Raw genomic sequence first — 12,210 nt, 5'->3', positions numbered from 1 at the left:
GGCCGCGTCGCGCGAGGCGGCGGCGTCGCGCGCTTGCGCGGCGGTCGCGGCCGGATCGTCCGGGCGGGTGTTGGACTGCACGTGCGATTTCTTGGCCGCGGCGATGGCGGCGGCGCCGGCGGCGTTCTCGGCCGCGGCCTGGGCGGCCGGCGAGGACGCGCCGGGGGCTTCGGGCATCGCCGGCTGGGTGTCGAACTGGGTGGCGTCGGCCGGCACCGGCGGCAGCGACAGCAGCACCAGCACCTCGCGGCCGCGGTCGAGCTGGGCGGAGGGTTTCACTTCGCCGACCAGGAACGCGCGGCTGTCGTCGGGCTTGAGCGCGGCAATGGTGCCGACCGGGAAGCCCGGCGGGAAGCGCCCGCCCAGGCCGGAGGTCACCAGCACGTCGCCGACGCGCACGTCGCTGGACAGCGGCACGCTGCGCAGGGTCAGGCGGTCGCTGCGGCCTTCGCCGTACACCACCAGGCGCACGCCGTTGCGCGCCACCGCCACCGGCACCGCGTGCGAGGGGTCGGTGATCAGCAGCACGCTGGCGTGCAGCGGGGTGATGCCGGTGATCTGGCCGAGCAGGCCGCCGGCGTCGATGACGCTCTGGCCGACGCGGATCTTGTCGCGGCTGCCGGCGTCGAGGATCAGGCGCTGGCGGGTCGGGTCCAGGTCGATATCTAGAATCGGCGCCAGCACCACGTCGAGGTTGCCGCGCTCGGCCGCTTCCAGCAGGCCGCGCAGGCGCTGGTTGTCGGCGGCCACCGACTGCAGCCGCGCCATGCGCGCGCGGTTGACCAGCGCCTCGTTGCGCAGCCGGCGGTTTTCTTCGGTGAGCTGGCTGAGGGTGCCGGCGTCGTCGCTGACCCGTTCGACCAAGCGGCCGGGCCAACCGGCCACCGCCCACAACGGCGCCACTGCGGTGGCCGCCTGCTTGCGCGCCTGGTTGAGCCAGCCGCCGCGGTGGTCGAGCACGATCAGCACCAGCGCGAGAGCCAGATACGCCATCAGGCGCAACGTATCGGCGACTTCGCCGCTACGGGCTGCGGTGGAGGGACCGGCGTAGGGAGGCATTAAGGGCCGGGAGTCGGAAATCGGGAATCGGGAGTCGTAAAAGCGCGAACGCAGCGATGGGTCGCTGCGTACGCCTGCCAGGTACTACGGACATTAACGCCGGAAAGCGCGGGAAACCGGAAGCGGCGAACGGGTTGTGCGATTCCCGGTGTCCGATTCCCCATGGCCGGCCTCACTCCGGCGCGAAGAACTCGTTGCCGTGCATGTCGACCAGTTCCAACGCACGGCCGCCGCCACGGGCGACGCAGGTCAGCGGATCGTCGGCCACCTGCACGTGCAGGCCGGTTTCTTCGCTGATCAGGCGGTCCAGGTCGCGCAGCAGCGCGCCGCCGCCGGTCAGCACGATGCCGCGCTCGGCGACGTCGGCGCACAGTTCCGGCGGAGTCTGTTCCAGCGCCAGCTTGATCGCCGAGACGATGCCGGCCAGCGGCTCGCGCAGCGCTTCGAGCACTTCGTTGGAGTTGATCTGGACCATCTTCGGCACGCCCTCGGCGAGGTTGCGGCCGGAGATCTCGATCACCGCGGCGCGTTCCTGCGGGTAGGCGCAGCCGATTTCCAGCTTGATCCGCTCGGCCGTGGCCTCGCCGATCAGGGTGCCGTAGGTGCGGCGGACGTAGTTGATGATGGATTCGTCGAAGCGGTCGCCGCCGATCCGGACCGAGGCCGAATAGACGATGCCGTTGAGCGCGATCACCGCGACCTCGGTGGTGCCGCCGCCGACGTCGACCACCATCGAGCCGCGCGCCTCGGTCACCGGCATGCCGGCGCCGATCGCCGCGGCCATCGGTTCTTCGATCAGGTAGACCTCGCGCGCGCCGGCCTCTTCGGCCGATTCCTTGATCGCGCGGCGCTCGACCTGGGTCGAGCCGCAGGGCACGCACACCAGCACGCGCGGGCTCGGGCGCAGGAAGCGCGATTTGTGCACCTTGCGGATGAAATGCTTGAGCATTTCCTCGGTGTAGGTGAAGTCGGCGATGACGCCGTCCTTCATCGGCCGGATGGTGGTGATGTGCCCGGGGGTACGGCCGAGCATCTGCTTGGCCTCGCCGCCGACCGCAGCCACGGTGCGGTTGCCGCCGATCATCCGGTCCTGGCGCACTGCGACCACGGACGGTTCGTTCAGGACAATCCCTTGCCCACGCACATAAATGAGGGTGTTGGCCGTGCCCAGGTCGATGGACAGGTCATTGGAGAACATGCCGCGAAACTTCTTGAACATCGGGGGATTGGGCCGTCAAAAGTAAGGGCGAAGCGGGGGCGTTAGCCTAGCAATCGCCCCCCCTGCGAGCAAGGAAAATCAACGGTTTCGCTGCGCCCCGGCTATTCAGCAAGCGGCCGCGGCGGGCCCCGCCGACCCTGGGGATAACCCTAGGTACAACCCCGGCGCCCGGCCCGGCCCCGAGGCTGTCGCGACCCTGTCGCCGCCCCGCCCCGGACCCGGCCCCCGACCGGCGGCCGGGACCCTCGCAACTTCTCCGATCGCCCGGCATCCTCGCCCCGGCGGCGCTAAAAAACTGGCCGGCCGCGCGCCCAGCGGCTACCCTACGCCGCCGGGCGGTCTTATACCGCCCGCTTTTGCGTTCGCCACCGGGCCGCGCAGAACGACGAATCCAATAAAAATATCTCGGGGTGAACCAATGTCTGCGCTGATCTGCGGCTCTCTGGCCTACGACACCATCATGGTGTTTCCGGACCAGTTCAAGAACCACATCCTGCCGGACAAGGTGCACATCTTGAATGTGTCGTTCCTGGTGCCGCGCATGCGTCGCGAGTTCGGCGGTTGCGCCGGCAACATCGCCTACAACCTCAAGCTGCTCGGCGGCGATCCGATTCCGATGGCCACCGTCGGCCAGGACTTCGGTCCGTACCGCGAATGGTTCATCGAGCAGGACATTCGCCTGGAGTGCGTGAAGGAAATCCCGGAGCTGTTCACGCCGCAGGCCTTCATCACCACCGATCACGACAACAACCAGATCACCGCGTTCCATCCGGGCGCGATGATGCGTTCGTACGAGAACCACGTGCGCGACGTGAAGGGCGTGACCTTCGGCATCGTCAGCCCCGACGGCCGCGAAGGCATGATCCAGAACGCGCAGGAATTCGCCGAGGGCGGCATTCCCTTCATCTTCGATCCGGGCCAGGCGATGCCGTTGTTCAACGGCGAAGAGCTGCGCCATTTCATCGAACAGGCCGACTACGTCACCGTCAACGATTACGAATCCAACCTGCTGCAAGAGCGCACCGGCTGGAGCGAGAACGACATCGTCAAGCGGGTCAAGGCCTACATCACCACCCGCGGCCCGCACGGCTCGCAGATCCACACACCCGAGAAGAGCTACGACATCCCGCCGGCGCACGAGCGCCGCGTGACCGATCCGACCGGCTGCGGCGACGCGTTCCGCGCCGGTTTGATCTTCGGCATCGAGAAGGGCTTCGACTGGCTGACCATCGGCCGCATGAGCAATCTGATGGGCGCGTTGAAGGTCGAGCATCCGGGTACGCAGAATCAGCGCTTCGATTACGAGGAATTCGCCGAGCAGTTCCGGCAGCAGTTCGGTTACGCGCTGTAAGCGTTAACAGCGGCAATGGGGATTTGTTTGAACGAATCTCCGGTCCCGCATCGATGCATCGAAAGAATCCCGGCTCCGGCCGGGATTTTTTTTGCCCGAACAGCGCCCAACAAAACCGACATGGCCTACCTGTAGGAGCGGCGCAAGCCGCGACCGCGAATCCGCAACCACACCGCAACAGCCCACGCGCGCCCCGCCCCAAACCGCCACTCGCGCTGCCCCCCGCATCGAACACGCTGCACCGCGACAGCGGGCTTAGAATCGGCGCAACCCCACCGCCGGAATCCCGCCGATGCCGCGCCGCGCCACCTACCGCTTCGCCGCCGCATTGCTCGGCGTCTTCGCCCTCGCCGCGCACGCGCAAGGCGTGGGCATGAGCAAGATCGAAACCTTCGAGCCGATCACCGGCACCACGGTGCCGGCGCTGGTGATGTACCCCAGCCACGACGCGAAAGCCGACGCGCTCACCCAGGTCGGCCCCTACGCCGTCGCCGCCGCTGCCGACAGCGCGATCGCCGACGGCAGGTTTCCGTTGATCGTGCTCTCGCACGGCCACCTGGGCAGCATGTACGGCCATCACGACCTCGGCGCGGCGCTGGCGCGCCATGGCTATATCGTGGCGATGCCGCAGCACGTCGGCGACAGTTACGACGATCCCAAGGGCGCCGGCACCGACCGGGTGCTGCTCGGTCGCGCCTGGCAAGCCAGCGCGGTCATCAGCGCGACGCTCAAGGACTCGCGCTTGTCCGGGCATATCGACGCCGAACGCATCGGCTCGGCCGGTTTCTCGGCCGGCGGTTACACCACGTCGTTGCTGCTCGGGGCCAAGCCCGATTTCGATTTGTTCCCGGCCTTCTGCAAGAAATATCCGGGCGCGCCGGAACTGTGCGACCGCCCGCTGCCGGCGCCGGAACAAGTCCACAGCATCGCCAATCCGCCGCCGACCGCCGATGCGCGCGTGCGCGCCGGGTTTTCGATGGCGCCTTTCAGCACTCTGTTCGATAAGAACTCGCTCAAGGATGTGAAGGCGCCGGTGTTTTTGTACACCGCGCAGAAAGACCAAGTGCTGATACCGTCGGAGAACGGCCTGCGCATTCGTCCGCTGCTGCCGAATTTGTACGAGTTCGCCGAAGTTCCCGGCGCCGGACACTACGCCTTCCTGCCGCCGTGCGGCGAGGAACTGGCCAAAGCGGCACCGGTGATTTGCAAGGATGCCGCGGGCGTGGACCGCGCCAGGATTCACGAGAAGATCAATGCCGATGCGGTGCGGTTCTTCGATGCGCAGTTCAAGCAGGACAAGGCCGCGCCGACGGTTGCGCCGACGCCGGATGCTGGGGGCGTGAAGAAGGCGTTGTAAGCCGCGCGTGGCTCCGTCGAGGTTACGGCGCGTTAGCGCGATTCGAGTCGAAGGCGACGGGTCTTCAGAACCGGCGCCCTTCGATCATCGGCGGAGCAACAGATCAGTCGCTCACAACCGCTTGCGAAACACCGCAACCTGCACGCCGTGCTGAGGCGTGGTGTCGAGATACTCCCAACCCAGGCGCCGCATCAGGCTGCCCGCGGTCGCGGTGCCGGCGTAGATGGCGCCGTGGCCCAGGCGCATCGCTTGCGCTTCCAGCGCGAGAATCAGTTGCGCGCCGATGCCGCGACCGCGCCATTGCGGCGCCACCAACCCGGCCGCGGCCCAGGGCGTGAATTGCGGGTAGGCGTCGATGGAGGCGGCCTTGAGTGCGGCGATGCCGACCACTTCGCCGTCGAGCAGGGCGACTACGCCGACCGGCAGTGCATCGCGGCCGCAGTATGCGGCCAGATCGCGCGCCGCGTCGCCGGGGCCGCCTGTGCTGTAGTAGTCGGGCCATTCGGCTTCGAACAACTGTTGCAGATGCGGCAACACGCCGGGGTGATCGGCGAGCAGGCCGATGCGGACTTGCAGGTGGTCATGGCTCATGCGGGGCTCGCGTGGAAGTCGCTGGATTCCCGCGTTCGCGGGAATGACGGTGGGTGGGTTGCGTCGTCAGTGATCGCATAGAGTTCTTCAACATCGTCATCCCCGCGAAGGCGGGGATCCAGAGACTTCAGAGTCATGTCGCGGTGAAGCCCTGGATTCCCGCGTTCGCGGGAATGACTGTAGGTGGGGTGCGTGCTGCGTGCTGAGTGGTCGCATGGAATCTTCGATGCCGCCATCCCCGTAGATGCCGTCATCCCCGCGAACGCGGGGATCCAGTGACTTGAAGTTCAGTGCATGAGACGACAGTCGGGAAATCATTGTGCCGCGCGCAAGCGCGCGAACGCTGTGGCATCGCCCGCAAACACATTCAAATCCACCGGCCCGACGATGCCTTCGACCCGCGCGCGATTGTGGTACTGCCACAATGTCCACGCCGCACGCGCATCGGGCGCGTGCAGGATCGAGCGGCGCCACAGCGGCCGCTGTGGCAGAACCGGATGATAAGCGTCGAAAAATTCCGGCGTCACATACAGCACCGCTGGCTTGCCGTACGCGGCTTCGGTTGGCCGCAGAAACGCATCGAGCTGCGCACGCATCGCCGCCGGCTCCGGCCGCTGGCCGCAGTTGCCGCCGAATTCCAGATCGACCGCGGGCGGCAACGCATCGGCCTGCACCGGCACCGCTTCGATGAAGTTGCGCGCCTGTTCGGCGCCGTCGCGGCAGAAGGTGAAGAAGTGGTAAGCGCCCACCGCGATGCCGGCCGCGCGCGCCTGCCGCCAGTTCTCGGTGAAACGGCGGTCGCGGTGGTCGCCGCCTTCGCTGGCTTTCAGGTACGCGAACGCCACATCGTCGCGCGCGACCGCGGGCCAGTCGATAGCGCCTTGGTGATGCGACACGTCGATGCCGCGCAGCGGGTAGCGTTGGCGATCGGGCTGCCAGTGCAGAAACCAGGCGCGCGCGGCCAAGCTCGCGGCCAGCGCCATGGCGGCGACCGCCAAGGTCCAAAGCGCGATCCGGCGCCAGCGGTTACGGGAGAATGTTTCCGGCATCGTTACCCATCGATCGGGTGGCTGCGCCCATGCGGCGGCCTACTCCGCCTCATCTTCGCCATCGTCCGGCGCCTTGGCCAGCGCGATACCGGCGCGTCGCAAGATCGCGTCGATCGCTGCCTGATCGCCCATGCTCCCGGCCTGACCGTCTTCCTGGTTCCTGCCGTCGACCAGCAGAAACTGACCGCACTGATAGCACAGCAGCACTTCGAACCGCTGGCCGGCGCTGACGAAACTCACCGCATGCCGGTACTCGGGCCTGCACAAACTCACCGCGTCGGGCACTCGACTCAATGCATCGCTGAGCGCGGTGCGTACCACCGGGAGGTCGGCGGCGGCGACACGGGTCCGACCCAGTACGCGGTTATCGTGAAAACATTTCTCGCGCTTGCACCACTCGCGCTCGCTGCGTTCGAACAAGCGCTCTTCGCGGCGCGAACGCTCCTTGTAGGGCAACTCGTCCCATTGCTCCGGCGGAACCGGAGGTTGCCAGGGTTGCAGCGAGTACAACGTCGTCTCTTGCGCGTCGGCGAGCGCGGCGAACACCCTCGCACGCACGCTCCCGGGCTCAGGCGGCATCCACTTGGGCGGCAGCTCAGCCTTCTCCACCGCCATCGCCGGATCGGCGAGCGCCGCTTTCGCATCGGTTTGGGCGAAGGCGTGCTGCGACCAACCCATCAGCATCAGGCACGCCGACAACAGGGCCAACATCGATCTGCGTTGCGAATCCATTCGTCCTCCAGATGGAGCGGCGCCAGCGCCTGCGGCGGCTTACTTCCAGCCCGGCATCTTCTCAGGCTTCAAGCCACCGACCTCGAACGTCGCGGTGCGGCTGCCGCCGGCCTTGACCGGAAACTCGATCGACAGCTCCTTCGCGTCCTTGAGCATGCGCCACAACGCGCGCTCGTCCTCGACGAACATGGCGATGGCCTCATCGGTCTTGGGCCGGCTGCCGGCCATGCTCTTGGCCTTGCCGTCGATGCTGACCTTGAGCTTGCAACCGCCGTAGCAATTGAAGTCGCCGGTCTGCAGCACCAGATAGCTGCTGCGGCCCCAATCGGGATGGTCGCGGAAGATCAGCTGCACCGGGCGCGGAATGCTGCCGTCGGTTTCCACATTGGCCTTGGCGTAGATCGACGCCGACAACTGGGTGCCGCTCTTGCCCTTGGCCAGTTTCACCGGCGTGCTCATGTACGACCACAGCGACTCGACCCGGCGCTGTTCGCGCTCCACCTTGACCTTGGTCCGCGCCTCCTCATACAGCGGGCGAATGCGGTCGGCGCTGGCGGTGCCGGCGAATCGGGAGGTGACGATCTCGCCATAGGCCGCGGCCATTTCCCAGTTCTTCTGGCCGTAGGCGGTATCGAAGTTCTTGGCCTCGACCTCGGCGGCTTGTTCCTGCTTGGCGGCCTTGGCGGCTTGCTCGATCTTGGGATCGGGTTTGTCGCAACCGGCCAGGACCATCGCCGCGGCGAGCAACAAGGTGGCTTGACGGGTATTCATCGGGGTCGGCCCTCGGCTATCAGTCGGTTCACCGCTTGCGCGGCTGGTTCGGGACGCTCGACGATCGACATGTGGCCGCAGCCGTCGAGCAGGACGCGCTGGGCTTGCGGCAGCCGCGCGGCGTACAGGTCCATGGCGCTGACGTCGATCACCGCGTCCTGGCGACACCATAGCAGCAGCGCCGGCTGTCGGATGTCCGCCGCGGCTTCGCCCGGCAGAAAACGTTCGTCGCCGCGGCCGATCTTGTCGAGCACCGATTGCTCGAAGCCGGCATCGCGTTTGCGCCGGTCGATGTAGATGCGGTCGGCCGGCCACGGAATCACCGGCTTGGCCGCATCGTCGTAAAACACGATGTCGATGTAGCGCCGCAGCGACGCCGCATCGCTCACCGCGAACGGGTTCTTGCCGCGCAGCACCGCCAGGCCGAAGGCGTTGTCCTGGAAGCGCACGCCGGCCGCGTCGAACAGGCCGACCCGGTCGACCACGCGCGGATGCCGCGCCGCGGTCAGCGCGACGATGCCGCCGCCCATCGAATGCCCCAGCAGCACCACTTCGCTGCCGGGCTTGCGCGCGACTTGTTCGATGAAGCGGGCGACGCGGTCGTTCTGAGCGACAAAGCCGTAATCGCCGCCGGCATGACGCTCGCTTTCGCCCCAACCGGGCAGGTCCGGGGCGAACAAGCGATAGCGCCCGCGCAGCCGCTGCGCCAGCGGATACCAGTTCTCCTTGCTGCCGGTGAAGCCGTGGATCATCACCACGGTCGGCGCGCCGGCCGGCGCCTCATCGTTGTAGGCGTAGACCCAGCGGTGATCGTCGATCTTGACCGCGTTGCGGGTCAGCCCGGCCAGCACGCGTTGACGCGCGTAATCGGCCAACACCACCCGAAACGGATCCAGCCACAGCCACAACCCCAACGCGCACAGCAAAACGGCCGCCATGACGGCGGCCGTTTTGATCCAGCGACGCAGGCTCATGCGCTTGCGCTACCGGCGGCGGCGTTACTGCGCGCCGGCCGCGGCGGGGTTCTTGGCCTTGGCGATGACCGCCTCGACCGAACCGGTGGTGATCGGGTGATAGCCCGGCTTGGCCTTGGCGAAGGTGTCTTCGGCCAGCTTCAAACCTTCCGGGGTTTTCACCAGTTCGTTGTAGGTCGGCATGATCAGCTTGCGCCGGCCGATCTTCTGCAGGAACGCGGCGATCGCGCCATCGGCGGCGTGGTAGCCGCTGCGCACCGTCAGCGGATACCAGCGTTGGGCGATCTCGCCGTTGGGCGTACCGGTGAACTTGTACGCCGCGTCCAGCGCCTTGAGCTGATCGACGCTGAGCGTTTCCGGCATGCCTTCGATGAAGTGCACCCATTCCTGGGTGGTCCACTTCGCGGTCAGCGCCGCGTCCGGCAGCGCGCCGCCGTCGACCCAGGCCTTGCGCGCGGCATCGACCGCGTCGAAGCGCGGCGACACCGTCGCCGGCGCCGACTTCGGCACGCCCGGCCCGTAGATCCACTCCTCCAGCTCGGCCTCGCTGACCTTGCCCGGATGCTTGGCCAGCAGATTGGCCTTGGCGTATTCGACGAACTTGGTGGTCGGGATCGACTGGAACGCGAAGTGATCGAAGTAACCGCGCAGGAACGGATCGAACACCTCGCGGCCGTAGCGCTGTTCCAGGAACTGCAGGAACCACGCGCCCTTGGTGTAGACGGTGGCGCTGCTGGCTTCGTCGGGGTCCTTGAGCGTGCCCGGCTTGAGCGCCAGCGCCTGCAGCTTGGGATCGATGGTCTTGAACTCGGCGGCGAGCTCGTTGCGGCCGATCACGTTCTCCATGTCGGAACGCTCCTTGCCGTACAGCGCCTCGACGATGCGGTTTTCCACGTAGCTGGTGAAGCCTTCGTTGAGCCAGCCGTCCTTGCTGCTGCTGAAGGTGACCAGATTGCCCGACCAGCTGTGCGCCAGCTCATGCGCGACCAGCGAGACCAGCGACTTGTCGCCGACGATCACGGTCGGGGTGGCGAAGGTCAGGCGCGGGTTCTCCATGCCGCCGTACGGGAACGACGGCGGCAGCACCAGGATGTCGTAACGCTCCCAGCGATACGGGCCGTACAACTTCTCGGTGGTCTCCATCATCTTTTCGGTGTCGGCGAACTCGGTCGCGGCCTTCTTGACCATCGCCGGCTCCGCCCACACGCCGCTGCGGTTGGAGATCGGCTGGAACACCAGATCGCCGGCCGCGATGGCGAGCAGATACGACGGAATCTTCTGCGGCATCTTGAATTGGTAGTCGCCGTCGCGCGCCGCCTTGGGATCGTTGTCGGCGCTCATCAGCACCATCGCATCCTTCGGCGCGGTGACGTGGGCGGTGTAGGTGAAGCGCACGCTCGGCGTGTCCTGCAACGGCACCCACGAACGCGCGTGGATCTGCTGCGACTGGCTGAACATGAAGGGCGTCTTCTTGCCCTCGGTCATCGACGGTTCCAGCCATTGCAGGCCCGACGCGCCGGGCGAGGTCGCGTAGCTGACGCGGATGCGCTTGTTGCGCTCCGGCGCCTGGATGGTGAGCTTGCTGCCCAGGGTCTTGTCGGCGTCGGCCACGGTGTAGGACAGATCGACCCACTTGCCGTCTTCGCGCTCGCCGACGATTTTTTCGATCTTCAGATCGCGCGTATCCAGCACCAGCTCCGTGGCCTTGGGATCGGTCCACTGCAAGGTGTAGGTGGCGCTGCCGGTCAGCGTCTTGGCGGCGAAATCCACCGCCAGCAGCAGGGCCAGATCGTCGATGCGGACCAGATCGGGCTGGGCGTAGGAATGTTCGTCGCGGTCGGCCGCGGCTACGGCGGTGTCGCTCACTTTGGCCTCCGGCGTCGCGGCGGGTTTGGAGGAATCGGCGGCGGGCGCCGCGCCATCGCGCGAGCAACCGGCGGCGGCGGTCAATGCCGCGACGAGACAGACGGTGAGGATCGAAGAACGCATGGAAAGACCACGGCAGCGGGTGAAGCGCCGAGTGTAGCGCCTCGCCCCGCGACGGGGCTTGTGCATGTTGGCAGGTGGATTGTGCTTTGCGGGAAACGCCCTGCCCCGCGCTGCGCGATTGGCGTCGGGCGGCTGCGCGTGTCGACCGGCCCTGGCGCGCCGGCGGATGCGGCCCGGTCGCCGCGGCGATATCCGAATCGCGCCAACGGCGCGCACCCCGGCAGTACGCATCGTCCTATCGCCACGGGCTACGCAAACCGCGACGATGGCGCTAACTTGGGCGCCCTACTTCCATAATTCGGAACTTCAGACATGTCTCTTCCCCTCGCAGGCAAAGTGGCTTTGGTGACCGGCGGCAGCCGCGGTATCGGCGCGGCGATCGCGCGCCGCCTGGGCGCCGACGGCGCCGATGTGGTGCTGACCTACGCGACCTCGCCCGGCCCGGCCGAAGCGGTCGCCGCCGACATCCGCGCCGGCGGCCGCCGCGCGCTGGCTGTGGCCGCCGACAGCGCCGACTCGCAGGCGGTGATCGCGGCGGTAGAACGCACCGTCGCCGAGTTCGGCCGCCTCGACATCGTGGTCAACAACGCCGGCGTGTTCGCTTACGGTCCGTTCGAAGAAGAAACCGCGGAGAACTACGAGCGGGTGATGGCGATCCACGTGCGCGCGCCGTTCGTGGCGGCGCAGGCGGCGTCCAAGCACCTGCCGCGCGGCGGCCGCATCATCACCATCGGCAGTTGCCTGGGCGAGCGCGTCGGCGCGCCGGGGATGGCGTTGTATTCGCTGAGCAAGGCCGCGGTGGTGGGGCTGAGCAAGGGCTTGGCTCAGGATCTGGGCAAGCGCGGGATTACCGTCAATACCGTGCAGCCGGGGCCGATCGATACCGATATGAATCCGGCCGATGGCGAGGGCGCCGAGCATCAGCGCGCGGGGTTGCCGTTGGGCGAGTTCGGGAAGTCGGAGGATATTGCGGCGGCGGTGGCGTATTTGGCCGGGCCGGGTGGGGCGTTCGTGACCGGGACGCAGTTGTCGGTGGATGGTGGGTTTTCGGCTTAAGCATCTTGGCGGCCGGGGCAAATCCCCCGGCGCAGCCAGGTTGGTCTGAAATGGTTTGCGCA

At 67.2% G+C, this 12,210-nt stretch carries 11 protein-coding genes; 3 read left to right on the top strand and 8 right to left on the bottom strand.

The features are described 5' to 3' along the window. The coding region (gene mreC / locus V7787_RS42995; RefSeq protein WP_336093773.1) for a rod shape-determining protein MreC at positions 1-1,059 on the bottom strand (1,059 nt) is incomplete at its 3' end. Between the two features lie 172 nt (positions 1,060-1,231). Beyond that, positions 1,232-2,278, bottom strand: a complete 1,047-nt coding sequence (locus tag V7787_RS42990) for a rod shape-determining protein (protein ID WP_336093772.1) — start codon at positions 2,276-2,278, stop codon at positions 1,232-1,234. A 418-nt stretch (positions 2,279-2,696) separates the two neighbouring features. Here V7787_RS42990 and V7787_RS42985 point away from each other — a divergent pair, with 418 nt between their 5' ends. Both V7787_RS42985 and V7787_RS42980 read left to right on the top strand, forming a co-directional pair. Next, on the top strand, positions 2,697-3,629 hold the full coding sequence (locus tag V7787_RS42985) for a carbohydrate kinase family protein (RefSeq protein ID WP_336093771.1): 933 nt from the start codon (positions 2,697-2,699) through the stop codon (positions 3,627-3,629). 292 nt (positions 3,630-3,921) lie between these two features. Further along, positions 3,922-4,986, top strand: coding sequence for an alpha/beta hydrolase family protein (locus V7787_RS42980; RefSeq protein ID WP_336093770.1), 1,065 nt, complete (start codon positions 3,922-3,924; stop codon positions 4,984-4,986). A gap of 111 nt (positions 4,987-5,097) precedes the next feature. On the opposite strand, the gene V7787_RS42975 is transcribed toward V7787_RS42980, so the two are convergent. The 6 genes from V7787_RS42975 to V7787_RS42950 all read right to left on the bottom strand — a co-directional run bounded on the left by V7787_RS42975 (position 5,098) and on the right by V7787_RS42950 (position 11,092). Further along, the gene (locus V7787_RS42975; protein ID WP_336093769.1) at positions 5,098-5,577 is read right to left on the bottom strand and encodes a GNAT family N-acetyltransferase; all 480 of its coding nucleotides are present in this window, start codon (positions 5,575-5,577) and stop codon (positions 5,098-5,100) included. A gap of 314 nt (positions 5,578-5,891) precedes the next feature. After that, a complete protein-coding gene (locus V7787_RS42970) occupies positions 5,892-6,626 on the bottom strand; it encodes a glycoside hydrolase family 25 protein (RefSeq protein ID WP_336093768.1) in 735 nt (244 codons plus the stop codon). A 39-nt stretch (positions 6,627-6,665) separates the two neighbouring features. Further along, entirely contained in the window at positions 6,666-7,358 is a 693-nt protein-coding gene (locus V7787_RS42965) for a hypothetical protein (protein WP_336093767.1), read from the bottom strand. A 39-nt stretch (positions 7,359-7,397) separates the two neighbouring features. Next, complete coding sequence (locus V7787_RS42960) at positions 7,398-8,129, bottom strand: hypothetical protein (protein WP_336093766.1); 732 nt, start codon at positions 8,127-8,129, stop codon at positions 7,398-7,400. Further along, positions 8,126-9,103: an alpha/beta fold hydrolase gene (locus tag V7787_RS42955; RefSeq protein WP_336093765.1), complete on the bottom strand. Its 978-nt coding sequence runs from the start codon at positions 9,101-9,103 to the stop codon at positions 8,126-8,128. Before V7787_RS42955 ends, V7787_RS42960 begins: the two co-directional genes overlap by 4 nt. 24 nt (positions 9,104-9,127) lie before the next feature. Then, positions 9,128-11,092 (bottom strand): M1 family metallopeptidase, encoded by a 1,965-nt coding sequence (locus tag V7787_RS42950; protein ID WP_336093764.1) that lies wholly within the window; start codon positions 11,090-11,092, stop codon positions 9,128-9,130. Positions 11,093-11,404: 312 nt separating this feature from the next. Between V7787_RS42950 and V7787_RS42945 the strand changes: the two genes are divergently transcribed. Then, entirely contained in the window at positions 11,405-12,148 is a 744-nt protein-coding gene (locus tag V7787_RS42945; protein ID WP_336093763.1) for a 3-oxoacyl-ACP reductase family protein, read from the top strand. The last annotated feature ends 62 nt before the right edge of the window (positions 12,149-12,210 follow it).

The organism is Pseudomonas sp. CGJS7 (genome assembly GCF_036961695.1).
This window is presented reverse-complemented; position numbering and strand designations above follow the sequence as displayed.

Bases quoted from the DNA above. Each gene is read 5' to 3' on its own strand.
- V7787_RS42990 (WP_336093772.1), bottom strand. From the start codon at position 2,278: ATGTTCAAGAAGTTTCGCGGCATGTTCTCCAATGACCTGTCCATCGAC.
- V7787_RS42985 (WP_336093771.1), top strand. From the start codon at position 2,697: ATGTCTGCGCTGATCTGCGGCTCTCTGGCCTACGACACCATCATGGTG.
- V7787_RS42980 (WP_336093770.1), top strand. From the start codon at position 3,922: ATGCCGCGCCGCGCCACCTACCGCTTCGCCGCCGCATTGCTCGGCGTC.
- V7787_RS42975 (WP_336093769.1), bottom strand. From the start codon at position 5,577: ATGAGCCATGACCACCTGCAAGTCCGCATCGGCCTGCTCGCCGATCAC.
- V7787_RS42970 (WP_336093768.1), bottom strand. From the start codon at position 6,626: ATGCCGGAAACATTCTCCCGTAACCGCTGGCGCCGGATCGCGCTTTGG.
- V7787_RS42965 (WP_336093767.1), bottom strand. From the start codon at position 7,358: ATGGATTCGCAACGCAGATCGATGTTGGCCCTGTTGTCGGCGTGCCTG.
- V7787_RS42960 (WP_336093766.1), bottom strand. From the start codon at position 8,129: ATGAATACCCGTCAAGCCACCTTGTTGCTCGCCGCGGCGATGGTCCTG.
- V7787_RS42955 (WP_336093765.1), bottom strand. From the start codon at position 9,103: ATGAGCCTGCGTCGCTGGATCAAAACGGCCGCCGTCATGGCGGCCGTT.
- V7787_RS42950 (WP_336093764.1), bottom strand. From the start codon at position 11,092: ATGCGTTCTTCGATCCTCACCGTCTGTCTCGTCGCGGCATTGACCGCC.
- V7787_RS42945 (WP_336093763.1), top strand. From the start codon at position 11,405: ATGTCTCTTCCCCTCGCAGGCAAAGTGGCTTTGGTGACCGGCGGCAGC.